This window comes from Serratia sp. NGAS9, assembly GCF_009905295.1.
GTDB lineage: Bacteria > Pseudomonadota > Gammaproteobacteria > Enterobacterales > Enterobacteriaceae > Serratia > Serratia bockelmannii.
The window spans coordinates 2,125,205-2,149,468 of sequence record NZ_CP047605.1 but is presented as its reverse complement, the minus strand read 5'-3'; the positions used below and the strand labels follow the sequence as shown (position 1 = coordinate 2,149,468).

Below are 24,264 nucleotides of genomic sequence, written 5' to 3'. Positions count from 1 at the left end.
TCAGAACTGCAAGTGTTCTGCGCGCACAATCATCGCCAGACCGGAAGAGAGCTGCACACGTACGCCATCTTTAGCGATTTCGAGTACGGTAGCATCCATCGCGCTCTTGCCTGCTCTGACTTTGATTTCCTGGCCAATTTGCAGTTTAGAGATATCCGTGACTGGCGCATAACGCGGCTGGCTTTCCTCTTTGGCTGCACGAGGTTGGCGAGCGGGCTGTGGGCGAGTTTGTGGGCGCGGCTTGCGGTTTTCCGGCGCGGCTCCGCCTTCGCGACGTGCAGCGGGCTTTTTACCGGCTGGACGCGGACGGCGCGGAGCGGCATCGGCGGATTCGCCGGCGGCTTCACGTTTTTTGGCGTTTTGTTCGGCACGCTGTGCCTGAACGCGCGCTTTGGCTTCTTCAAGCTGCTGGCGAGCATGATCGACATGCTGCTGCTCAAGTTCACCGCACGGATTGCCGTCCAGATCGACGCGCTGTGCGCCAACCTTGACACCGTACAGATAACGCCAGCTTGAGGTATATAGGCGCAGGGCAGAACGCAATTGCGTTTTGCTGAGATTTTCTTCCCCCTGCACGCGCTCTACCAAATCCTGAAAAATACCGATTTTCAGCGGACGAGCTTCGCCTTCGGCGCTAAAGCAGAGCGGAAAACGCTCGGCAAGAAAAGCAATGACTTCTTTACTAGAGTTCAACTTAGGTTGATTTTCCATGAAATTTCCTGATTACAACGGTATTGCCAACAAGCCACAGGCATGAACAGGCGTCATTATAATGACGCCATCGGTAATTGCCACGTTAACCGTCGATCAACTTGCCGCTACAGTCACATATTTCGCACTGTCACACTGTTCCAGTTGCTCACAAAGCCCCGCCACCACTGCTTTCAGGCCCACTTCATCCTGTTCGTCGAAGCGTTGATAAACCGTGCTGTCGATATCCAAAACGCCGATCGCTCGGCCGCCAACCGCCAGCGGCAGCACGATTTCCGCGTTGCTGGCCGCATCGCAGGCGATATGGCCCGGAAACGCATGCACGTCACCGACGCGCTGCACGCGATTTTCCGCCACCGCCGTGCCGCATACGCCCTTGCCCACCGGAATGCGCACGCAGGCGATCTTGCCCTGGAACGGCCCCAGCACCAGCTGGTCGCCCTCCATCAGATAGAAACCGACCCAGTTCACGTCATCCAGACGCTCGTTGAGCAACGCGCTGGCGTTGGACAGCGCCGCGATAAAGTTGGTTTCCCCGCCGAGCAACGCGCTCAGGTCACGTTTTAATTCCGCGTAGAATTGTTCTTTTGTCATGTGTTAACCATTGAAACAGTGAAGATGGCCAGAAGCCCAAAGCTTAGGCCCTATAAAATAAGCATTAAATGCGTATAGCCACAAGGTTAATCATCTGTTGCTTCACAAAACCCCGTCGCTCGGGGTATGTTTGCCGCTCAGAATCCCGGTTTACCTCGTTTTACCGTCCGGCGCCCGATCGCCGGTGACGCGGCCGGTTTATTTTTCAGCTACGCTGACACTTCCGGCGGGCTCAAGGGCAGCTACTTGTCAAAAATGAAAATACACGCGATCACCGCTCCCCTTTCCAAAGCGCGTCACCAGCGCTGCTGCGAGTGCGACCTGCTGTTCGTGCTGCCGCCGCTCAGCGGCAATCAGGCCGCCTATTGCCCGCGCTGCAACGCCAAGGTGGTGAACGGCCGCGACTGGTCGATGACGCGTCTGACCGCCATGGCGATCGCCATGCTGCTGCTGATGCCGTTCGCCTTCACCGAACCGCTGATCAGCATTCGTCTGCTCGGCACGCGCATCGACGCCAGTTTGCTGGAGGGCATCTGGCAGATGAGCCGCCAGGGCGATCCGCTCACCGCCAGCATGGTGGCGTTTTGCACCCTCGGCGCCCCGCTGACGCTGGTGCTGTCGCTGCTGTACCTGCGCGTCGGCCATGCGCTCGGCATGAACCTGCGCCCGGTGCTGCTGATGCTGGAGCGGCTCAAAGAGTGGGTAATGCTGGACATTTATCTGATCGGCATGGCGGTGGCGGCGATCAAAGTGCAGGATTACGCCGACATCCAGCCCGGCAGCGCGCTGATCGCTTACCTGTCGCTCACGGTGCTGAGCATCCTGACGCTGATCCACGTCAACCTGGAGCAGCTGTGGGAGCGCTACTACCCGCAGGAACAGCCGGAAGGCCCGCCGACGGCGCTGCACATTTGTCTGTCCTGCCACTATACCGGCTATCCCGACGCGCGCGGCCGCTGCCCGCGTTGCCATGTGCCGATGTGCCATCGCCAGCCCTACAGCCTGCAGAAAACCTGGGCGGCGCTGATCGCCGCGATGATCCTGCTGATACCGGCCAACCTGCTGCCGATTTCCATCATTTACGCCAACGGCACACGGCTGGAAGACACCATTTTCTCCGGCGTGGTCTCATTGGCCACCTCCGGCAACGTGCCGATCGCCGCTATCGTGTTCATCGCCAGCGTGCTGGTGCCCTTCACCAAGGTGATCGTGCTGATCATGCTGTTGCTGAGCATCCACTTCAAAACCTCGCACAGCCTGAAAACGCGCATTCGTCTGCTGCGCCTGGTCACCTGGATCGGCCGTTGGTCGATGCTCGATCTGTTCGTTATCGCCTTGATGATGTCGCTGGTAAATCGCGATCAACTGTTATCTTTTACTATGGGACCGGCCGCGTTTTACTTTGGCTCGGCGGTCATTTTGACTATTCTTGCCGTTGAATGGCTCGATAGCCGATTGATTTGGGATGCACATGCAACAGGAAACGCCGACTACACCGACTGAAGCGCGGGTCAAGAACAAACGCCGCATTTCACCGTTCTGGTTACTGCCGTTCATCGCCCTGCTGATCGCCGGGTGGCTGGTCTATAACAATTTCCAGGAGCGCGGCACCACCGTCACCATCGATTTCCAATCAGCGGCAGGCATCGTCGCCGGCCGCACGCCGGTGCGCTACCAGGGCGTTGAGGTCGGCACGGTGCAAAAAATCAGCCTGAGCAAAGATTTACGCAGCATCGTGGTGGAAGCCAGCATCAAAAGCGATCTGGAAGACTCGCTGCGCGAAGGCACCCAGTTCTGGCTAGTGACGCCCAAGGCCTCGCTGGCCGGGGTATCCGGGCTCGATGCGCTGGTCGGCGGTAACTATATCGGCATGATGCCCGGCAGCGGCAAGGAGCAAACCCACTTCACCGCGCTCGATACCCAGCCGAAGTACCGCCTAAACACCGGCGAACTGATGATTCACCTGCATGCCGACGACCTGGGTTCGCTCAACAGCGGCTCGCTGGTCTATTACCGTAAAATCCCGGTCGGTAAGGTGTATGACTACACCATCAGCGAAGGCAACAAGGGCGTGACCATCGACGTGCTGATCGACCGCCGCTTCGCCAACCTGGTGAAGAGCAACAGCCGCTTCTGGAATGTCTCCGGCTTCAAGGGCGATTTCAGCCTGTCCGGCGCCACGGTGCAAATGGAGAGCCTGGCGGCGCTGGTCAACGGCGCCATCGCCTTCGATTCGCCGGCCGATGGCCAGCAGGCCAAGGGCGATCAGAGCTATACCCTGTATCCGGATCTGGCCCACAGCCAGCGCGGCGTCAATATTTTGCTGGATCTGCCGAGCGGCAACAGCCTGAGTGAAAACCGCACGCCGCTGATGTACCAGGGACTGCAGGTCGGCACCCTGACCAAGCTGACGTTGCAACAGGACAGCAAAGTCATCGGTGAACTGACCATCGATCCTTCGGTGGTCGATCTGATGCGCAGCGGCACCCGCATCGTGATGCGCAGCCCGCGCATCAGCCTCAACGACGCCAAGCTCAGCCAACTGCTGACCGGCACCACGCTGGAACTGGTGCCGGGTGAAGGCGAACCGCAGCAGCGCTTCAACGTGCTGGACAGCAGCGAAACGCTGTTGCAACAGCCGGGTGTGCTGACCGTCACGCTGAATGCGCCGCAAAGCTACGGCATCGACGTCGGGCAGCCGCTGGTGGTGCACGGCGTGAAAGTCGGCCAAATCCTGAGCCGCACCTTGACCGCCGGCGGCGTGGTGTTCACCGCCGCCATCGACGCGCAGTACCGCGGCCTGCTGCATAAAGACAGCAAATTCGTGGTCAACAGCCGTCTCGACGTCAAACTGGGCATTGACGGTATGGAAGTACTCGGCGCCAGCGCCCAGGAATGGGTGGACGGCGGCGTGCGCATTATCCCCGGCAGCAAAGGGGAACCAGGCGGCCAGTACCCGCTGTACGCCAACAGCGAAAAAGCCGAGGAAGGCATCGTCGGCAACGCCCCTTCTACCACCCTGACCCTCAGCGCCACCAGCCTGCCGGACGTGCAGGCCGGCTCGGTGGTGCTGTACCGCAAATTCCAGGTGGGCGAGATCGTCAACGTCCGGCCGAAGGCCAACGAGTTTGAGGTGGACGTCTACATCAGCCCGGAATACCGCAAGTTGCTGACTCGCGAAAGCATCTTCTGGGCCGAAGGCGGCGCCAAAGTGCAGCTCAACGGCAGCGGCCTGACGGTGCAGGCCTCCCCGCTCAACCGCGCGCTGAAAGGCGCCATCAGCTTCGATAATCTACAGGGCGTGACGCTGAACAAGGGCGCCAACCGCGTGCTCTACGCCAGCGAAACCGCCGCTCGCGCGGTGGGCAGCCAAATCACGCTGAAAACCTACGACGCCAGCAAGCTGTCGGCGGGCATGCCGCTGCGTTACCTCGGCATCGACGTCGGCCAGGTGGAGTCGCTGCAGCTGGCGCCGGAGCGCAACGAAGTGTTGGCTAAAGCGGTGCTGTATCCGGAATACGTGCAGACCTTCGCGCGCCTCGGCAGCCGCTTCTCGATCGTGTCGCCGGAGATCTCCGCCGCCGGCGTCAGCAACCTCGATACCCTGCTCCAGCCTTATATCAACGTGGAGCCGGGGCGCGGCCGCGAGCTGCGCACTTTCGAACTGCAGCAGGCCAGCATCACCGACTCGCGCTATCTCGACGGCCTGAGCGTCGTGCTCGACGCCGCCGAAACCGGCTCGCTGCAGATCGGCACGCCGGTGCTGTTCCGCGGCGTAGAGGTCGGCACCATCACCGGTTTCTACCTTGGCGCCATGTCCGACCGGGTGCACGTTGCGCTGCGCATCAGCAAGAAGTATCAACATCTGGTGCGCAACAACAGCGTGTTCTGGCTGGCGTCGGGTTACAACCTGCAGTTCGGCCTGACCGGCGGCGTGATCAAGAGCGGCACCTTCCAGCAGTTCATTCGCGGCGGTATCGCCTTCGCCACCCCGCCGACTATTCCGCTGGCGCCGAAAGCGACGCCGAACAAGCACTTCCTGCTGAATCCGGAGGAGCCGAAGGACTGGAAAACCTGGGGCACCGCCATTCCGCGCGATTAACTTTCGCGTTTTCCTCAGGGCCCGGCAATGCCGGGCCCTGTTTTTTTCCGCTTTGTGATAAACTCTCGCCCTTGTCTTTATTGCACCCTGAGAGTTCGCCCCGTGGCCAAATCCACCGCCGTTTTTCTGCCCCCCGCTTTCCTCGACGCCACCCGCGCCATCATGCCCGCCGAGCTGGCGATGGACGATTTTATCGCCGCTTGCCAGCGCCCCCTGCGCCGCAGTCTGCGCGTCAACACGCTGAAAATCAGCGTCGCCGACTTCCTGGCGCTGGTGCAGGATTACGACTGGCGATTGGAGCCCATTCCCTGGTGCGCGGAAGGGTTCTGGATCGAGCGCGACGATGAAGAGCTGCGATTAGGCAGCGCCGCCGAACACCTGAGCGGTCTGTTCTATATTCAGGAGGCCAGCTCGATGTTGCCGGTCAGCGCGCTGTTCTCGGGCGACGCGGTGCCTACTCGAGTGCTGGACGTGGCGGCGGCGCCGGGCTCCAAAACCACCCAGATCGCCGCGTTGATGGGCAACCAGGGCGGCATCGTCGCCAACGAATACTCCGCCAGCCGGGTGAAAGTGCTGCACGCCAATATCAGCCGCTGCGGCGTGAAGAACACCGCGCTGACCCACTTCGATGGCCGGGTGTTCGGCGCTGCATTGCCGGAGAGTTTCGACGCCATTCTGCTCGACGCCCCCTGTTCCGGCGAAGGTGTGGTGCGCAAGGATCCGGACGCCATGAGCAACTGGTCGCCGGACAGCGTCGCCGAGATCGCCGCCACCCAGCGCGAGCTGATCGACAGCGCGTTTCATGCGCTGGCACCGAGCGGCGTGATGGTTTATTCCACCTGCACGCTCAATGCGCAGGAAAATCAGCAGGTGGTGCGCTGGCTGCTGGATACCTATGGCGACGCAGTCAGCGTCGAGCCGCTGGGTGAGCTGTTCCCCGGCGCCGACAAGGCGTTGACCGCCGAAGGCTTCCTGCACGTCTTCCCGCAGATTTACGACAGCGAAGGGTTTTTCGTCGCCCGCCTGCGTAAAAAACACGCCGTGGCGCCGTTGGCGAAGCCGACCTATAAAGTCGGTAAATTCCCGTTCAGCCCGCTATCCGGCAAAGAGGCGGCGCTGGTCGCCCAAGCCGCCGCCGCATCCGGCTTAACCTGGGGCGATGACAGCAGGCTGTGGGAGCGCGACAAGGAAATCTGGCTCTTCCCGGCCGAGCTGGAGCCGCTGTTTGGCAAAGTGCGCTTCTCGCGTATCGGCCTCAAGCTGGCGGAGCGCTTCCCGAAAGGTTTCCGTTGGCAGCACGAAGCGGCGATCGCCCTCGCGGGTGCCGGCGGCAAACAGCATTTCGAGCTGGACGCCGCGCTGGCCCAGGAGTGGTATCACGGCCGCGATCTCTACCCTGAGCAGCCGCCGGCGGGCGACGAGTGCATCGTCACCTATCAGGGGCAACCGCTGGGCATCGCCAAACGCATCGGCAGCCGCATAAAGAATAACCTGCCGCGCGAACTGGTGCGCGACGGCGCGCTGGATTTCCACCTGTAAACGATACCGCGCCGGGGAATGAAATTCCCCGGCAATAAAATAACGCTAATAATATTCCCATCGCCGTTCGTTATTATTCTAATCATTTCACTTTATCGGTATAGCTCGCCTACAAGCCCCGTCAACCGGGGGAATGAGAATAAAAAGTTTCTCGTTTTCATCAAGACAATTCCCGATTCTTATTCTATTAATTAAAGTGCAGCTAAATGAATACGTTCAACTCACCTCTGGGTGGCGTCTTTGCGGGCTTTCTCTCATACGGCAAGGAATTAAGATGAAAAAAACTCTGATGGCATTGACCTCGGTAGCAACCCTGCTGTGCGCCAACGGCGCGGCTAACGCAGCAGGCACCATTCAAGGCACGTTAGGCGTGACGCTGACCATCGGCGCCGGTTGCGTCGTGGGGGGCGGCAGCAGCAGCGGTTCCGTCAACGACTTCGGCTCCATCAGCTTCGGTACTTACTCTTCACTGGCCAACATCATCGACGCCAGCGCCACCGGCGCAGGGGGGGCCGGTACGCTGTCATTGACCTGCACTACCGGCACAGACTACACGGTGGCGCTGGACAACGGGCTCCATGTCACTTCAGGCACCCAACGCCGCATGGCCAGCACGGCAGGCGCCTTCATCAGCTATAACCTGTACCAGGATGCCGCACGCACTACCGCCTGGGGCAGCGGCGCCAACGCGCGGACCGGCACCGGCACCGGCGCCGCCGTTCCGCTGATCGTGTATGGCCGCGTCCCGGCGGCCGGTTCTACCCCGGCGGCAGACACCTATAACGACACCGTCACGATGACGGTCACCTGGTAACGGTGCGGCGCGCGCTTTGCTGCTGCGGATTATGGGCGTGCAGCCTGTTGGCGCAGGCCGACAGTAAAACCGCGACCCTCGGCGTCAGCGCGACCTTGCTCAGCGCCTGTGAGGCCGGCAGCAGCTCAGGCGGCAATGTCAGCTTCGGCACGCTGAATTTCGGCACGCTGTATTTTCTCAGCACCGCAACCAGCGTCGCCGGGCAACAAAACGCCGGCGCCATTCGGGTGAAATGCACCAACGGCACCAGCTACAGCGTTCTGCTTGGCGGCGGGCAAAGCGGCAATACCGCTGCCCGCTACCTGCAAAGCGCGGCCGGCCAACGGGTGAATTACAACCTGTATACCAACGCCGCCCACAGCACCATTTGGGATAATCTGACGGGCGTGTCACAAACCGCCAACGGTTCGGACAACTGGCTGCCGGTCTATGGCATGATTCCGGCGCAATCCACACCCCCGACAGGCAGCTACACCGATACGGTACAGGTCACGATCAATTGGTAATGACGATGCGCGCTTCAATTTGCGGTTTGCTGTTCTGCCTGCCGCTTTCCCCGGCCCAAAGCGATACCGGCGTCAACGACTTGACCAAAAGCCAGCCGTTCACCGTCAATGCAACCGTGGTTAAAGGCTGCGTATTGGGCAGCGGCGTCAGTGACGTGACCACCTTCGGCACCCTGAACTTCGGCCAGTTGTCCTCACTGAGCAACGCAGTCAGCGTCGTATCCAGCAGCGGCGCCGGTTCGGTGCTGTTTCGCTGCAACCCGGGGCTGAGCGTCACGCTGGCCCTCGGCGTCGGCAATCACGTGACCGGATCCATCGCCGGCGGCAGAAAATTACAAAACACCGTCACGTCGGAAACGCTGCTGTATCAACTTTATCAAGACAGCAACTACGCCACCCTTTGGGGCGATGGCGCTAACGGCGGCGCGGCGCAGACCGTCGCCGCCACCGGCAGCACGCAAGAAATCAAGGTTTACGCCCGTCTGTTTTCGACCAGTACCCTGCCCACCAGTGGCGTTTACAGCGATACGGTCTTGTTGACGGTCACTTATTAAGTTTTTTTGCAATAAGGATTGAGTTATGCGCATACCCTTCCGTCTGCCGTTAACGGCAGCCTTGCTCCTGGCAAGCCAACAGCACGCCCTGGCCGCGGCTTCCATACTCATTTGGCCGATCGATCCGGTGATTGAAGATCAACAACAGGCCACCGCGCTGTGGCTTGAAAATCGCGACAGCAAACCGGTCTATATGCAAATTCGCGTGTTGGGTTGGAAGCAAACCGCCGGCAAAGACGATTACAGCAACCAAAGCGACGTGATCGCCAGTCCGCCGGTGGCGTCGATCGCGCCAGGCAAACGCCAGCTGATACGCCTGATCAAACAGTCGGCGCCGGCGGCGGGACAGGAGCGCGCCTATCGCATTTTGGTCGATGAAGTGCCGGTGAAAGAACAATCATCGGATGCCGCCCCCGGCGGTGCAGAGATGGGGCTGAAATTCCAGATGCGCTACTCGGTGCCGCTGTTCGTCAGCGGCAAGGGGATTTGGACCAAACAGGACAGCGAAAAACCGCGCGATTACGCGACCGCCAGCCAACCCAAGCTCAGCTATCGTTTACAGCAGCAAAGCAGCGAACGCTGGCTGGAGGTGCGAAATCAAGGCGCAGTGCATGCCCGAATCTCGAAAGTGACGCTGCAAGGGCGCAGCCTAAATCCCGGCCTGATGGGATACGTGCTGCCCGGTTCACAGATGCGCTTCGCTTTGCCGCCCGCCGGCGGTTTCAGCAGCGGCAAGCTGATGGCCACGGTCAATGACAACAAACAGCCCGTAGCCATTCCGTCTTATTGAGGCCCAAGTGCAGCCGATAGAGAGGCTATCGACGCGGCGTTTCAACCTCAAGCCGCTGGCGTTTGCCATGCTGAGCATGGCGGCCGGCGGCTGGCTGCCGTTTGCGTTCGGCGACGATCTGCCCCCACCGCCCAGTGCCGTCAGCATGCCGGACACCACGCTGTATCTGGAGCCGGTCGTCAACGGGCGCCAAACCGGCAACGTCGTGCCAGTCAACTATCGCGGCGGCCATTACTACATGACGCCCCAGCAACTGCTCGACGCCGGGCTGCCGGTAGCGGATAAACAGGCGAAAGACATCGCCGTCGATCGGCTGGAGAAGGTGGATGTCAGCTACAGCGGCGAGAGCCAGCAGTTGCTGATCAACGTGCCCAACGACTGGTTGCCGCAGCAAACCATCGGCGCCCATTCACCGCTGCAACGCTTGCCGGCGCAAAGCAGCCTGGGTTTGCTGTTTAACTACGACATCTATGCCAGCCAAAGCAACGGCAATGGCCGACCAGGCTACCTGTCGGCGTGGAGCGAACAGCGGCTGTTCGACGGTTTCGGCGTCATCGCCAACACCGGCATCTACCGCAGCGGGTTTAACGGCGGGCCAAACGACGATGGCGGCCGCTATATTCGATACGACAGCTACTGGCGCTTCAACGATGACCAGCGGATGCTGAGTGTGATCGCCGGTGACTTAACCACCGGCTCGCTCCCCTGGAGCAGCGCCGTGCGCATCGGCGGCTTGCAATTGGCGCGCAATTTCGCGGTACGCCCGGATCTTATCACCTATCCGCTACCGCAATTTTCCGGCCAGGCAGCATTGCCCAGCAGCGTCGATTTATACATCAACAGCTATAAAAACAGCACCACCAACATCAATCCCGGGCCGTTCACCCTCAACAGCGTGCCCTACATTAACGGTGCGGGTCAGGCCACGGTCGTCACCACGGACGCCCTCGGCCGTCAGGTCAGCACCACGGTACCGTTCTACGTGGCCAGCAACCTGCTGCAGACCGGCATGAGCGATTTCAGCGTTTCCACCGGTTTGCTGCGGCGCAACTACGGGTTGAATTCTGCCGATTACGGGCAATGGGTTGGTAGCGCCAGTTTACGTTACGGCGTCACTGATTGGTTAACCCTGGAAGGACGCGCCGAAGGCGCAGCCGAATTGGCGGTCGGCGGCGGCGGCGCCGACATTCGCGTTGGGCAATGGGGGGTTTTCAACGCGTCCTACAGCGTCAGCCAGGCCGGCGACGAAGCGTTTAACGGTGGCCGGCCGATACAATCCCCCACGTATTATGACCCGCTGACCGGCAGGCCGTTGCAACAGCCGGATCCCCAGCCCGTCTATCGCTACACCGGCAACCACGGCGATCAGAGCAGTTTTGGCTACACCTACAGCAACTCACGCTTCAGCCTCAACGCGCAACGTATCCTGCGCAGCGCCGATTTTGGCGACATTTCCGTGTATAAAAGCGACTACCGTCTGAGCCGCCGCACCGATCAATTGACCGGCAGCGTCAGCCTGGGCCGGCTCGGCAGCCTCGGCGCCGGTTATTTTGACGTACGCGACGCCATCGCCCAACGAACTCACCTGATGAACCTGTCCTACAGTGTGTCGCTTTGGCGCAACAGCAGCCTGTACGCCTCGCTGAACCGGGAAATCGGCAGCAGCGGTTACAGTGCCCAACTGCAGCTCTCCATTCCGTTCGACAGTTGGGGTACCGCCAGCTTCAGCGCCGCGCGCGACAACAACAACCGCTGGAGCGAACGCGTCAGCTACAGCCGCGCCGCGCCGACTGATGGCGGTTTCGGTTGGAATCTGGCCTACGCCAATAACCCGAGCGGCGGCGATTACCGCCAGGCGGATCTGACCTGGCGCACCCGCAGGCTCGAAGCCCGAGCGGGCGTATACGGTACCCGTGATGAAACCAACCACTGGGGAGAAATCAGCGGTTCGCTGGTCGCGATGAACGGCGGCGTGTATGCTACCAACACCATCAACGATGCCTTTGCGCTGGTGTCCACGCAAGGATACGCCGACATTCCGGTGAGCTATGAGAACCAGCCGATCGGCAAGACCGATGCCCAGGGCTATTTACTGGTGCCGACCGTCACCTCTTACTACCATGCGAAATTCCAGATTGATCCGCTCAGCCTGCCCGCCGACGTCGCGCTGCCGACGGTGGAAAAAACCGTCGCCATTCGCGATCACAGCGGTTTTCTGGTCGAGTTCCCCATCCAACCCATCTCCGCCGCCGACGTCGAACTGGTTGACGAGCAAGGCAAACCGCTGGCCAACGGCAGCCAGGTGGCGGTGGTTGGCGGCCATCAGCAAAGCTATGTCGGTTGGGATGGCATGACCTATATCGACCCGGTGCAACAACACAATCGCCTGAGCGTGATCCCGGCCGACGGCGGCCCGCCGTGCCAGGCGGAATTCAGTCTGGCGAAGCCTCAGGGCATCCAGCGCGTCGGCCCGGTTGTCTGCCGCTAATTCAACGACGGAGAGTCACTATGTTTCGGGGATTGAAAGCCTTATTGTTAACCCTTTCGCTGCTGCTCTGTCAGCGCGCATTCGCCGACTGCGCCACCACCAACGGCACCGTCACCTTACCGGGGAGCAGCTCTTTCGTGGTCTACAATGGGCAGATCAACGCCCAGGGCACCGCCGGCCTCAACTGCACCGGCCTCGGCCTCAATTTGCTCACGCAAAACACCGTCACGGTCAAGATCGCCTCCACCACCAACAATATGGCGGTTGCCAACACCGACGGTTCCGGCGATAAAATCGCTTACCTGATCTACCCCGACGCCAACTACCAATATCCTTACAGCATCGGCCAAACCATCGACTACAGCTCGCTGAACCTGCTGTCGCTGATCCTGATTTCCTCCAACGTCAACTTTCCGCTGTATATCAAAACCACCGCCGGCGCCAACGTGCGCGCAGGCACCTATACCGACAGCATCAACCTGATCTGGAATTACCATATTTGCGGCCTGGGCGTGCTCGGCCTGTGCGTTTGGTGGGACGGCGTCGACAAACCCAGCACGGTCAGCGTCAGCGTCACCATCACCAAAGACTGCCTGATCGGCACCGCGCCCAACGTCAACTTCGGCAGCATGGCGTTGGTCGGGCAGTTCAATCCTGTCAATCAGAGCATCACCCTGACCTGCACCAAAACCGAGGGATACAACACCTATTTCACCAACGGCAATAACCCGGTTTCCGGTTGGCGACGCATGAAAAGCGGTACCAGCAATTTCATGCAGTACCAGATTTACTTGCCTAATACGACGACCGTTTGGGATAGCACCAACAAACAGAGCGGCGCCGGCACCGGCCTGGCGCAAAGCATCCCGTATAAGGCGGCGGTCAATGCGGCGCAGACGGAAGTGGCGGTCGGCAGCTATCAGGACACGCTCAGTTTTGTGGTGGAGTACTAGGCGTTGTGTTTTGCCGGCGTGGAAATTGTTTCCAAAATGTAATTTTTATGTGGCATTTCTTGCTCATTTGGCTATGCTCTTACCAATGGCCAAACTGGTCTAACCTCCTACCACACCATTGAGCAAGGAGTTCCCATGAGCAAAACCGTCGTAAAAATTGGCAGCTTCGAGGTCGATGACGCGCATCTTCACGCCGGCGCCGACCGCACCGGCACCCTGAGCATTCCCTGCAAGTCCGATCCGGATCTGTGCATGCAGCTGGACGGCTGGGATGAACATACCAGCATCCCGGCCATCCTCGACGGCAAACAGTCGCTGCTGTACAAGCAACACTACGATCGGCAAACGGACGCCTGGGTGATGCGGCTGGCATGAAAATGCATCAGAACTGCTGACGACGCGCTGTTTTCATCGGAAACAGCGCGTTTTTTTATGCGATGGCGATGCCGCGGCCGGCAAAGAAAGGGGCGAAGCGGCTGAGCGGCAGGTGCACCCGCTCCCGCGTCGCCGGGCTGTCGCCCGAAGGATTGTGGAAGATCACGCTTTGCGCATCGGCGGCGGTGATCAGCACCAGATGCCCGCCCCGCTGCGGCGGCGTACTCTCCGGCCGGCGAATGGAGGGATGCACCGAGGCGATAAAGTAGCGGCATTCATGAAGCAGCGCCGGCACCTCGGCGGCCTCTAGCCCCACCTTCACCTCCGCTTGCAGCGCGAACTGCTCGCGCACATACTCGACGAACGGCGCATAAATCAGCCCCTTTATCCGCTCACCTTCGCGTACATAGGCGCCGTAGGGCAGGCTGCGGCGCGCCAGCTCCAGCAGCGGCGGCGCTTCGCCGTCGCGGTGGCCCAGCACCATTTTCAGGCAGGCCATGCCGCACACGTGGTTGGCCCACTCGACGTACTCTGCCCGATCGCGGGCGCCGCTGCGTGCCCAATTTTCGTCTTGCGCCAGCGTCGCGCGGCCGGCGATCAGATCGGCGGCCAGCTCCGGGCTCGCCCACTGGCACTCGTAGGGAACGGCGCGCATAAGATTAAAATTTGTCGACGACTTTGAAATTCATCAGCACCAGCGTCATGTCCGGCGAGAACAGGTCATACTCTTCGAAGAAGCGCTGCAGCTCTTTGCGCCAGTGCGCCAGCGAGCGATCGCCCTCGCCTTCGGCAAAGGCGTGCGCTTCATCAACCTGATCGTAAGTTTTCATTTCCACCGCGGTCAACTCGACTGCGCAAACCGGCTCACCCTTGCCGTCCACCACCAGGAACAGATCGCCGGCCTGTGGGATCCCTTCGCCGTCCAGGTTAGAACAGGTGGCCGTTTTGGTGCCATTGAGGATCAATTGCACGACTTCATCGGCCTGCTGCTCGGTATCGCCGAACGCCCAGCGCTCAAGGTGCTCGTATTTCTGTGGAATTGCCGTCGCCATGATTATACCTTTAGGAAAAATGCATCAATGCAGACAGGATAGTACAACGTATTGCCGGCCGTCTGCATCCGTCGCAAGCGCGACTGCGCGTTTTGCCAGCGCCACTTTTACGCGTTTTTACCTTTCTTCGCTGTGCCTGCCGCGCTGCCGGGCGCATACTGTGAACATTATTCACCCAATGGCGACTGCCAGGCGGTAACATGCAGCAAAATGACATCGATGCTGACGATACCTTCAGCGATTTACTCAACGGCGTCGCGTTAGTGACGCTTGTCCTCATCACCCTCGCCGGCGGGTGGTATTTCAGCTAAAAGGGGCGCAACGTGGCAACAAAACGCATGGGCAACAAGCTCAGTAAAATGGTCGTGGTGCTGCTGCTGATCTGCCTGGCGTTGCTGCTGTTGCGTTGGGCGGCGATCGCCTTCGGTTAATGCCGCGAGACGACGCCGGCCGAACGCCGGCGCCCTGTTCATCGCCGCCGTGGCGCGGTCGGCTCCAGCAACTCCTGCAAATAGGCCAAACGCGCCTCCCCCTGAAGCAACCAGCGGCGACACAGCCAATGCTGCGTTTCACCCGTGCGGCTCAGGCGGTAGTACTCCGCCAAGGTTACGACCCAGTTCATGATGTTTTCTCCTGCTTTTCGACACCGTCAGTATTGAGCGTAAAAACCAGAAGAAATACTGATGGCTTGTTTTTTATGCTTCCTGTTTTAGGCGGCGGGTAGCGAAGCCGCAGTTCAGCTGTTACATTGGGCAAAAATCAACCCACCGAGGTGTAGACCATGACGTTCTCGGAACAGGAGATTAAACCCGTATGGGATGAGGTCGCACGCCTGATCGGCGACGGCGTGATGCAGCTGCGCCATCGCGGTGAAGCGCTGTCGGTGGAAACGCTGGAAAAACATCTGGCGCGGCAGTTGGCGGACAGCAACGATATCGAACGGCGCATCCTACTCGGCGCCGCCATCAACATGCTGAAAGGCGGAAAATGAATCGCCAACCGAAAAGGTTGGCGATTCGACAGAAGCCCGAGGTATGCAAGCCCGGCCTTCTGCGCGCTACTATGTCACGCTAATATGACGTAATTAATAGGAATTGTCGGGTTTTTGCCCAAAACGCCCTATTTTTGTTGCCTGCATTACGCCAACACGAAATCGCCGGCATCCAGCGGCTGCCCCACCACTTTCACCAGGAAGTCGTTGCCGTCAAAGGCGCCGCCCAGGTTGATCGCCACATCGCTGACGTGATTTTGCTCATCGTAGCTCAGCTTCGCCTCGCCCGCCTTGCCGCTGAACTGATCGACGAAGCGGATGCCGTCGGCGCTGCCGGTGTTGAACAACGTCAGATCGATCTTGTCCTCGCCGCGCACGAAGTCGCGGATCCAATCCGGCGCCGCCGCCGTCGACTCATCCGCCGCAAAGTAGACGAAGGTGTCCTTGCCGGCACCGCCCCACAGCTGATCCGCCCCTTTGCCGCCGTACAGCACGTCATCGCCCGCGCCGCCCTTGAGCACGTTATCGGCGGCGTTCCCGACCAGCACATCGTTACCCGACCCGCCGATGGCATTTTCAATCGTCACGCCTGCGGCGATAGACACATTGCCTTTCAGGCCACCGACGTCCGAGAACGCCTTTTCATTCAGGTTGATGCGCTGATTTTGACCGAAGCCGGAGAAGTCGAAGGTGTCGTTGCCGCCGGCATCCCAGGCGGTGAAAATTATCTTGTCCTGCGCGCCGGTGGCGGTGAGGAAGTCGCGGTCGGTGTTGGAATTGAAACCGTAAACCGTGTCGCCGGTGCGGGTGTTCATGTTGGCGCCGTAGAAATGCTGGATCGCCGTAATGTCATTGAGCAACGGCCCGGAAGAGTACGCACCTTTAAAGTCCTGCCCGGTGTTACTTTCGCTGAAATAGCTCATCAGGCTGTGCGCGCGGCTGTCCTCAAAGTAGGTCGCGTCTTTAGCGTAGGTGATGCTGACGCCCGGCGCGGCGTTATAGTCGCCCGGATGCTGCAACCCCAGCGCATGGCCGATTTCATGGGTGAAGGTCTGGCGACCGTACTCGTTCTCATGGATCTGGTTGTTGACGAAGGTATGGTTCTTGGCGTTATACCAGGTTTGCCCGGCGACCGAAGGCGAGGTGTCCGGGTTATACGCAAAGGCATAGGAGCCGCGCGAGCTGTAGTCGAACAGGCCGAATTTGATGTTGGCAGCGGCAGTGTTGCTGGTTTCGGTGAAGGTGATGTTAGCCACGTCTGACCATGACTGCAGCGACAGTTTAGCCTGCTCGCGCTGTTCGGCGTTAAAGCTGCTGAAGCCGCTGATGCCCATGCTCGACATGTTGCCCGGCGCCTTTTCCCAGAAGCTGTAGGTCAGAGAGACCGGCGTGTCGGTCACGCCCTTATCGTGCCAACTGCGATCGCCGCGCACCAGCTCCAGGCCGGCGTTTTCGAACGTTTTCGACGGATGAAGCACGGTAATGGTGTCGTCTTCATCGGGTTTATAAGCGCCCAACAGGGCTAATACGCCTTCGGCCTTAACGGAAGCATTGCTTGATGACATAACCTTATCTCCATATTCGTCAATTCAATCGGGGGGATGCCCCAACTGGCGGATTGCCTGAACGGCAGCGGCCCGGTGTTGAATCAATACGGGGATATCGGTAATGCGGTGGCGCCTTCCCTCGGCACTCTGAATGAGAACGATAATCCCTTAAGAGAAAAGAATAGACACATTTTCGTCGAGTACAGAATTTTCTCAGATAAAGTCCGACTATGCATTTGCGCCATACGAATGATTTTCAAGATAATCATCAGCATTATCACGATGAGCGGAAAAAACGCATAAAAAAACCGGGGCAATCCAACCCCGGTTATCCATAAGAAACTCTGGACTCAGACTAACCAACCGAGCAGCAGCGTCGCGCCAATGACCGTGGAAGCGCCGCCAATGCGCGTGGCGATTTGGGCGAATGGCATCAGCCCCATACGGTTCGACGCCGACAGGATCGCCACATCGCCGGTGCCGCCCAGGCCACTGTGACAACAGGTGACGATTGCCGCCTCCACCGGGAACATCTTCAGGTAAGGCGCAATCAGGAAACTGACCAGCCCCATCGACAGCACCACCGAGCCGCAGACCACCACATAACCGACCGAGAACACTGCCACCACGCTTTCCAGCGGCACGTACAGCATGCCCAGACCGATCATCAGCGGCCACACCAGCGCCGTGGAGACGAACTTGTAGAAACTGTGCGCGCCGGTTTCCATCGAGGCCGGGATCACCCGGCAGTACTTGCACAGCACCGCGAACAGGATCATCAGCACCGGGCCGGGAATATGCACGATGTGTTCGAACAGGCCGCCGACGATAAAGAAGGCGCAGATCACCAGCAGCCCGCCGCCCATCAGTTGGAAATCGACGTTGCCGCTTTGCTCCTTGATGGCGAACATCGCGTTCTCCTGCGCCGAACGGATCAGCATGCCGTCGCCGCTCAGCGTCTTGCGCTGCATGCCGATATGCGCCAACACCCCGGCGGTCACGATGGCGAAGATGTTACCCAGCACCGCCGCCGGCGCCAGCTGCGCGACGTAGACGTCCGGCGTCGAGCCCAGGATCGCCGAATAGGCCAGCGACAGCGGTAAAATCCCCTCGCCGATGCCGCCACCGATGATTGGCACGATGATGAAGAAGAAGGTGTGATAGAAGGTAAAGCCGAACAGCTTGCCCACCAGCAGCCCGGTGATCACCGCCGTGATCGTACCCACCACCAGCGGCACGAACATGCGAATCATCCCCTGGATCAGGATCACCCGGTTCATGCCGAGAATGCTGCCGACCACCAGACTGGCGATGACGAAATAAAGCAGGTTGGCGTCTTTCATCAGCAGATGGACGGTGCCCATAACGTTGGGCTGGAAGACATTGAAATAGACCAGCACCGAGGGCACCATCAAACACAGAATGGCCGGCCCGCCGATATCGCGCAGCACGGGAATGCTTTTTCCCAACTGAGCCAGCGCAAAGCCCAGCGTCATTATCACTGCCAGGCCGCCGATCATATTTTTCGGCAGGAAGTTGGCATAGGCGGAAATCGCCACGATGGCGCAAATCGTGATAAACAACGCGATCGGTACCGCGCCGATATCCATTTGACGAAGTTGATTAATTAATCCTGAGGATTCGGACGATGCCGTATTTTTATCACAGGCCAGTTCTGCATTTATCTGTTTCATTATTCACCCTGCTGACAAGCGTACAGTACGGTTAGATTCACCTGGCGCAACATCCCGCCATTGCCAAGCAAAAACAAATGATTACGAAAAATCCTATTGTGGATTTCGCTTTTTCTAATAAGAAATAAAACAGTAGACAGCCCTGAAGATATGATAAAAAATAAAAATGCAAAACTAAATTACACCGACGGAATTCAATATTGTGACCCTCCGCCAAGGTTGGTTTTAATTAATTATCGTCAGCATTTTGTAATTAAAGTAAGCAGGTTTAAATTCGCTGCTATGCTATAGGAGGGCGAAAAATCCCCCTGATTTATTAATAAAGAACCGGAAACGCAGTAGCTGAATCCGGTCAGCTTGATCCGAACCTTAATCCTGCGCGCGGCACCGCTCGGGAAAGAGGCATAATATGACTCATAAGGAAGTAGAATATGTCTTCACGCGCTGTTACCCCACAAACTCTCGCTCGCTACGGCATCCATCAGGCCGCCGATATCGTCTATAACCCTAGCTATGAATTGCTGTTCGCCGAAGAGACCCGCGCCGACCTGCCGCCGCTGGAACGCGGCACCCTCACCCAACTGGGTGCGGTCAACGTCGCGACCGGTGAGTTCACCGGCCGTTCGCCGAAGGACAAATACATCGTGCGCGACGACACCACGCGCGATACCGTCTGGTGGTCGGACAACGGCACCGGCAAGAACGACAACCAGCCGCTCTCGCCGGAAGTCTGGCAGCATCTGAAGACGTTGGTGGGCAACCAGCTCTCCGGCAAGCGTTTGTTCGTGGTGGACGCGTTCTGCGGCGCCAACGCCGACACGCGCATGAAAGTGCGCTTCATTACCGAGGTGGCCTGGCAGGCGCACTTCGTAAAAAACATGTTTATTCGCCCGAGCGACGCCGAACTGGCGGACTTCGAGCCGGACTTCGTGGTAATGAACGGCGCCAAATGCACCAACCCGGACTGGCAGCAGCAAGGGCTGCATTCGGAGAACTTCGTCGCCTTCAACCTGACGGAACGCATGCAGCTGATCGGCGGCACCTGGTACGGCGGCGAAATGAAAAAAGGCCTGTTCTCGATCATGAACTACCTGCTGCCGCTGAAGGGCATCGCCTCGATGCACTGCTCGGCCAACGTGGGCGAGAAAGGCGACGTGGCGGTGTTCTTCGGCCTGTCCGGTACCGGCAAGACCACCCTTTCCACCGATCCGAAACGCCAGCTTATCGGCGATGACGAGCATGGCTGGGACGACGACGGCGTGTTCAACTTCGAAGGCGGCTGCTACGCCAAGACCATCAAGCTGTCGCCGCAGGCGGAGCCGGAAATCTATCAGGCGATCCGCCGCGATGCGCTGCTGGAAAACGTCACCGTGCGGGCCGACGGCAGCATCGACTTCGACGACGCCAGCAAAACCGAGAACACCCGCGTCTCCTATCCGATTTATCATATCGAGAACATCGTCAAACCGGTGTCCAAAGCCGGCCATGCGCGCAAGATCATCTTCCTGACCGCCGACGCCTTCGGCGTACTGCCGCCGGTATCGCGCCTGACGCCTGAGCAAACCCAGTACCACTTCCTGTCCGGCTTCACCGCCAAGCTGGCCGGCACCGAGCGCGGCATCACCGCCCCGACGCCGACCTTCTCCGCCTGCTTCGGCGCCGCTTTCCTGACGCTGCACCCGACGCAGTACGCCGAAGTGCTGGTGAAACGCATGGAGGCCGCCGGCGCCCAGGCTTACCTGGTCAACACCGGCTGGAACGGCAGCGGCAAGCGTATCTCGATCAAAGATACACGCGGCATCATCGACGCCATTTTGAATGGCGACATTGAACAGGCCGACACCTTCACGCTGCCGATCTTCGGGCTGGCAGTGCCGACAGCGCTGCCGGGCGTCGATCGGTCGATCCTCGATCCGCGCAAAACCTACGCCGACGAATCGCTGTGGCAGGAGAAAGCGCAGGATCTGGCGCAGCGCTTTATCGATAACTTCGCCAAATATACCGTCACCCCGGCGGGCGAAAAGCTGGTGAACGCTGGGCCGAAGCTGTAACGCAGACGTTTTGCATACTGTTGTTCAAGGGCCGATTCGTCGGCCCTTTTTTGTATTCACGCTTCCGCCAGCAAACCCGGCATCACCAGCGCCACCGCCGCCGCGATGCGCTCGTCGATCGCGCTGCCCGGCGGCAACAGTCCCAGCGTCATCTGCCGTAGCGGTTCGGCGATGGTCATCGCCAACAGCAGGTCGCTGGTTTGCGCCCAGTCGCGCGCACGCAGCCAGCCGCACTGCTGCTGGCGCTGCAGCCAGTCCGCCACCGTAGCCCGGCCGCGCTGAATGCCGTTGCGCTGATAGCTGTCCAGCAGCGCCTCGCGCCCCGGAAACTCGCTTTGCAGCAGCCGAAACATCCCTACCGCCTCGGCGCTCAATACCTGCTGCGCGATGGCCTTCAGCCCCTTTTCCAACAGCGGCGCCACCGCCTCCCACCGCCCGGCATCCTGGGCGAAGGCCGGCTGAAACGCCTCGGTCCAGCCGCTCACCGCCTGCGCGACCAGTTCGTCGCGATTGGCCGCAAAGCGATACAGGGTTTTTTTAGCCACCCCGGCGCGTTTCGCCACCGCGTCCACCGTTGCTGCGGCATAGCCGCCGTCGAGCAGCAACGCCAGCGTCGCTTGCGCCAGCGCGGCGCGCAGCGCCGTTTCCGGCGTGGCCGGCCGGCCGCGAGCGCGCGGCGGTTCTTCATTCGGGTTCGCCATATTTATTCCTCACAAGCATTGACAGACTCAGCATACCGGCATAGTTTTATTTTGGAAACACAATTCGTTTCCAAAATAAAACAGGAACCCATTATGACACATCCTTCCCTGCTGGCGCCGTGGGGCGTTAACGATATCAACGAGTTGCTCAAGCCTGAACCACTGCGGCTGGAGATGGGGCTGAGCCGCAGCGCCGACGGCCTGCTTACCGTCGCGGTCCGTACCGATCTGCACGGCTGCAAGGGGCGCATGCTGGATTGGTGGTTCACCTTCTTTGAGAACACGCAGCACATCAACTGGTGGCACCCGCACGATCACGTCGAACATCGCGGCTGGGATCGCCATTGGAAAAAAGGGGAAAGCTACGTCGGCGCCAGCATCGAAGCGGTCGAATGGCTGGCGGAACTGCCGCCGATCGCGGCACGCCTCAAGTTTCACGCCGCCGAGGACTTCTTCGCGCCGCAGCCGCTGCGCCAGGCGCGTGATGCGCAGGCGCTCTCCGCCGCCGTGTGTGCGCGCATCGGCTTCGGCGATCAGGTGGCGTTGGATGACAACGGCGATCCCTGCGACGGCGAGATGCTGCATCTGGCGCGCGATACGCCGTACGGGTGCGTGCTGCGCAGCCGTTTCCTGCTGGGTAAAGCCTGCGCCAACGCCCACGACGAACTCTCGGACGACATCGGGTTTAACCTGATGCGCCACTGCTACAACGAGTTCAGCTATCTAGCACAGTTCCTGCCGTCGCTGTACTACGCCGAAAACGGCCGCGAGCCGGCGCCGTTACTCTGGTAAGCCACCGGCGGGGCCTGTTATTTTTTCGCGATGCCGCTATAGTGATTTTCATCACCATTCCCGCGTTTATGACGGAGAACTCATGGAAAATCCAGGCTATAGCGGCGGCTGCCTGTGCGGACATATTCGCTTTCAGGTGCACGGCCTGCCCGGTAACCCACACAGCTGTTCCTGCGAATTTTGCCGGCGCCACTCCGGTGCACCGACGCTCTGCTGGGTCGAATTTCCGCGTCAGGCCGTCGAGTGGAACGGCCCGGGCGGCATGCCCACGCTCTACCGCTCTTCCCCCTATTCCAGCCGCGCCTTTTGCCCGCGCTGCGGCAGCACGCTGGGGGCGATCGACGATGAGCCGACGGTGGCGTTGAGCACCGGCAGCTTCGATCGGGCCGATCTGCCGGAGCTGCGCCCGGCCTCGCACGCGTTCGCCGATGTTTGCCCCGAATGGTGGCATATCGACGGCATGCGCTGAGCGCCTCACAGTTCCCGCTGAAATCAATTGATTGTTTTGTCGTATAAATTTAGAACTGACGAACAATAATTCAAATGTATGGGAACGGGGATGAATCAACAGACTCTCGACGCGCGCCGGTCGCGTCAGGCGTTGCTGGCCGGCTCGGTTGGCAACTTTATCGAATGGTATGAGTTCGGGGTGTACGGGTTCCTGGCTACCGTCATCGCCGCCAATTTTTTCACGCTGCAGGGTGAAAATGAAGTCACCAGCCTGATCCTCACCTACGCCGCCTTCGCGCTGGCGTTTTTCTGCCGGCCGATCGGCGCGGTGATCTTCGGCCGCATCGGCGATCGCATCGGCCGTCGCCCGACGCTGATTGCGGTTCTGTTGTTGATGACGCTGGCCACCGCACTGATCGGCGTCATGCCGACCTATGCCTCGATCGGCGTCGCCGCCCCGCTGCTGCTGACGCTGCTGCGCATGTTTCAGGGGCTGTTCGCCGGCGGCGAATTCGGCGGCGCCGTATCACTGATGACCGAATTCGCCCCGAAGGGCAAACGCGGGCTGTTCGGCGCCTGGCAATCGTTGACCGTCGCGCTCGGCCTGCTGGCCGGGGCCGGGCTGGTGGCGCTGCTGGCCGCGCTGCTCAGCGTGCAGCAGCTGCATGACTGGGGCTGGCGCATTCCCTTCCTGCTGGCGCTGCCGATGGGCGCTGTGGCGCTGTGGCTGCGGCTCAAGCTCGAAGAGACGCCCACGTTTACCCAGGCGCAACAGGCCGCGGAACACAGCGCCGCACCGCAGGAGGCGAGCTTGGGCGGCGTGGCGAAAACCATATTGATCGGCATCGGCCGTATGATGGGCTGGTCGGCCGCCGGCTATACCTTCCTGGTGGTGATGCCTTCCTATTTGCAAACCTCGTTGCACGCCACTTTCCAGCAGGCGCTGGTGGCGACGGTGCTGGCCAACGTCGGCTTCGCCCTGACCATTCTGCCGGCGGGCATCATCAGCGACAAACTGGGGCGTAAAACGGTGATGCTGACGGCGGTGGCGGCGGTGATCCTGTTCACCTTCCCGCTGCTGCACCTGTTGCAGGATGCGCAGAGTTCACTGTGGGCCAAAGGGCTGGCAGTGATGGTCGCCGGCGCCGTAGTCGGCCTGCTGGCCGGCCCCGGCCCGGCGATGCTGGCGGAGATGTTCCCGACCCGGGTGCGCTATACCGGTTTGGGGCTGGCTTACTCGCTGTCCAATGCGGTGTTTTCCGGCTCGGCCGGGCTGATTATCACCGGCCTCATCAAACAGACCGGTAATATCGACATTCCCGCCTACTACGTGGTCGCCACCTCGGTGGTCAGCCTGTTTGCGCTGATGACGCTGCGCCGCGACGATCATCTGCGCTCACTTAACGAACGTTAATCCTCCGGGGGCACATCGCCCCCTTGCCAACTCGTGACCTCGATCACAAGGCACAAATGTTAACGTTAACTTTTGTGATTAACATCTCATGCGTGATATCTGGCCGCTTCATCCCTTCGCGAGTTAACGTTAACAATAGAGCTAAC

Annotated in this window: 24 protein-coding genes; 16 read left to right on the top strand and 8 right to left on the bottom strand. The window is 60.0% G+C overall.

What is annotated here, in order from left to right:
- Together proQ and GUC32_RS10415 are read right to left on the bottom strand one after the other, a co-directional pair.
- Positions 1–711 carry an RNA chaperone ProQ gene (gene proQ / locus GUC32_RS10420; protein WP_004931497.1) on the bottom strand — a complete coding sequence of 237 codons (711 nt, stop codon included), beginning with the start codon at positions 709–711 and terminating at the stop codon, positions 1–3.
- Between the two features lie 96 nt (positions 712–807).
- Entirely contained in the window at positions 808–1,305 is a 498-nt protein-coding gene (locus GUC32_RS10415; protein WP_025302587.1) for a GAF domain-containing protein, read from the bottom strand.
- A 255-nt stretch (positions 1,306–1,560) separates the two neighbouring features.
- On the opposite strand from GUC32_RS10415, the gene yebS reads away from it, so the two are divergent.
- The 10 genes from yebS to GUC32_RS10365 all read left to right on the top strand — a co-directional run bounded on the left by yebS (position 1,561) and on the right by GUC32_RS10365 (position 13,426).
- On the top strand, positions 1,561–2,808 hold the full coding sequence (yebS, locus tag GUC32_RS10410; RefSeq protein ID WP_025302586.1) for a membrane integrity lipid transport subunit YebS: 1,248 nt from the start codon (positions 1,561–1,563) through the stop codon (positions 2,806–2,808).
- Positions 2,777–5,407, top strand: a complete 2,631-nt coding sequence (locus GUC32_RS10405; protein WP_025302585.1) for a PqiB family protein — start codon at positions 2,777–2,779, stop codon at positions 5,405–5,407. The genes yebS and GUC32_RS10405 overlap by 32 nt, the downstream gene beginning before the upstream one ends.
- Positions 5,408–5,509: 102 nt before the next feature.
- Positions 5,510–6,946, top strand: a complete 1,437-nt coding sequence (gene rsmF, locus GUC32_RS10400; RefSeq protein WP_369435714.1) for a 16S rRNA (cytosine(1407)-C(5))-methyltransferase RsmF — start codon at positions 5,510–5,512, stop codon at positions 6,944–6,946.
- Positions 6,947–7,220: 274 nt separating this feature from the next.
- Positions 7,221–7,760, top strand: coding sequence for a spore coat U domain-containing protein (locus GUC32_RS10395; protein WP_016928005.1), 540 nt, complete (start codon positions 7,221–7,223; stop codon positions 7,758–7,760).
- A gap of 2 nt (positions 7,761–7,762) precedes the next feature.
- Positions 7,763–8,266 carry a spore coat U domain-containing protein gene (locus tag GUC32_RS10390; RefSeq protein WP_025302583.1) on the top strand — a complete coding sequence of 168 codons (504 nt, stop codon included), beginning with the start codon at positions 7,763–7,765 and terminating at the stop codon, positions 8,264–8,266.
- Between the two features lie 5 nt (positions 8,267–8,271).
- On the top strand, positions 8,272–8,820 hold the full coding sequence (locus tag GUC32_RS10385) for a spore coat U domain-containing protein (protein WP_162838013.1): 549 nt from the start codon (positions 8,272–8,274) through the stop codon (positions 8,818–8,820).
- 25 nt (positions 8,821–8,845) lie between these two features.
- On the top strand, positions 8,846–9,610 hold the full coding sequence (locus tag GUC32_RS10380) for a molecular chaperone (protein WP_025302581.1): 765 nt from the start codon (positions 8,846–8,848) through the stop codon (positions 9,608–9,610).
- Between the two features lie 67 nt (positions 9,611–9,677).
- Positions 9,678–12,098 (top strand): fimbria/pilus outer membrane usher protein, encoded by a 2,421-nt coding sequence (locus tag GUC32_RS10375; RefSeq protein WP_369435776.1) that lies wholly within the window; start codon positions 9,678–9,680, stop codon positions 12,096–12,098.
- 20 nt (positions 12,099–12,118) lie between these two features.
- A complete protein-coding gene (locus tag GUC32_RS10370; RefSeq protein ID WP_025302579.1) occupies positions 12,119–13,051 on the top strand; it encodes a spore coat protein U domain-containing protein in 933 nt (310 codons plus the stop codon).
- Between the two features lie 135 nt (positions 13,052–13,186).
- Entirely contained in the window at positions 13,187–13,426 is a 240-nt protein-coding gene (locus GUC32_RS10365; protein WP_169540712.1) for a DUF1480 family protein, read from the top strand.
- 55 nt (positions 13,427–13,481) lie between these two features.
- Here GUC32_RS10365 and GUC32_RS10360 read toward each other — a convergent pair whose 3' ends face one another.
- Both GUC32_RS10360 and GUC32_RS10355 read right to left on the bottom strand, forming a co-directional pair.
- Positions 13,482–14,081, bottom strand: coding sequence for a C39 family peptidase (locus tag GUC32_RS10360; protein ID WP_025302577.1), 600 nt, complete (start codon positions 14,079–14,081; stop codon positions 13,482–13,484).
- A gap of 4 nt (positions 14,082–14,085) precedes the next feature.
- Positions 14,086–14,478 (bottom strand): ASCH domain-containing protein, encoded by a 393-nt coding sequence (locus tag GUC32_RS10355; RefSeq protein WP_004931522.1) that lies wholly within the window; start codon positions 14,476–14,478, stop codon positions 14,086–14,088.
- Between the two features lie 338 nt (positions 14,479–14,816).
- On the opposite strand from GUC32_RS10355, the gene yniD reads away from it, so the two are divergent.
- Positions 14,817–14,909, top strand: coding sequence for a small membrane protein YniD (gene yniD / locus GUC32_RS10350; protein WP_016928013.1), 93 nt, complete (start codon positions 14,817–14,819; stop codon positions 14,907–14,909).
- Between the two features lie 38 nt (positions 14,910–14,947).
- On the opposite strand, the gene GUC32_RS10345 is transcribed toward yniD, so the two are convergent.
- Entirely contained in the window at positions 14,948–15,100 is a 153-nt protein-coding gene (locus GUC32_RS10345; protein WP_162838012.1) for a hypothetical protein, read from the bottom strand.
- Positions 15,101–15,259: 159 nt separating this feature from the next.
- On the opposite strand from GUC32_RS10345, the gene GUC32_RS10340 reads away from it, so the two are divergent.
- Positions 15,260–15,469 (top strand): hypothetical protein, encoded by a 210-nt coding sequence (locus GUC32_RS10340; protein ID WP_004931526.1) that lies wholly within the window; start codon positions 15,260–15,262, stop codon positions 15,467–15,469.
- A gap of 146 nt (positions 15,470–15,615) precedes the next feature.
- Here the strand turns inward: GUC32_RS10340 and GUC32_RS10335 are convergent, their stop codons facing one another.
- Positions 15,616–17,034 carry a serralysin family metalloprotease gene (locus GUC32_RS10335; protein WP_025302576.1) on the bottom strand — a complete coding sequence of 473 codons (1,419 nt, stop codon included), beginning with the start codon at positions 17,032–17,034 and terminating at the stop codon, positions 15,616–15,618.
- 332 nt (positions 17,035–17,366) lie between these two features.
- Positions 17,367–18,710 (bottom strand): 2-hydroxycarboxylate transporter family protein, encoded by a 1,344-nt coding sequence (locus GUC32_RS10330; protein ID WP_369435713.1) that lies wholly within the window; start codon positions 18,708–18,710, stop codon positions 17,367–17,369.
- Between the two features lie 431 nt (positions 18,711–19,141).
- Here GUC32_RS10330 and pckA point away from each other — a divergent pair, with 431 nt between their 5' ends.
- Positions 19,142–20,761: a phosphoenolpyruvate carboxykinase (ATP) gene (pckA, locus tag GUC32_RS10325; protein WP_369435712.1), complete on the top strand. Its 1,620-nt coding sequence runs from the start codon at positions 19,142–19,144 to the stop codon at positions 20,759–20,761.
- Positions 20,762–20,817: 56 nt separating this feature from the next.
- On the opposite strand, the gene GUC32_RS10320 is transcribed toward pckA, so the two are convergent.
- Complete coding sequence (locus GUC32_RS10320) at positions 20,818–21,462, bottom strand: TetR/AcrR family transcriptional regulator (RefSeq protein WP_049204082.1); 645 nt, start codon at positions 21,460–21,462, stop codon at positions 20,818–20,820.
- A gap of 93 nt (positions 21,463–21,555) precedes the next feature.
- On the opposite strand from GUC32_RS10320, the gene GUC32_RS10315 reads away from it, so the two are divergent.
- The 3 genes from GUC32_RS10315 (at position 21,556) to GUC32_RS10305 (ending at position 24,118) form a co-directional block, all read left to right on the top strand.
- Positions 21,556–22,254: a hypothetical protein gene (locus GUC32_RS10315; protein WP_046898545.1), complete on the top strand. Its 699-nt coding sequence runs from the start codon at positions 21,556–21,558 to the stop codon at positions 22,252–22,254.
- Positions 22,255–22,336: 82 nt separating this feature from the next.
- The gene (locus tag GUC32_RS10310) at positions 22,337–22,723 is read left to right on the top strand and encodes a GFA family protein (RefSeq protein WP_049209154.1); all 387 of its coding nucleotides are present in this window, start codon (positions 22,337–22,339) and stop codon (positions 22,721–22,723) included.
- 90 nt (positions 22,724–22,813) lie between these two features.
- On the top strand, positions 22,814–24,118 hold the full coding sequence (locus GUC32_RS10305; RefSeq protein WP_025302570.1) for an MFS transporter: 1,305 nt from the start codon (positions 22,814–22,816) through the stop codon (positions 24,116–24,118).
- The last annotated feature ends 146 nt before the right edge of the window (positions 24,119–24,264 follow it).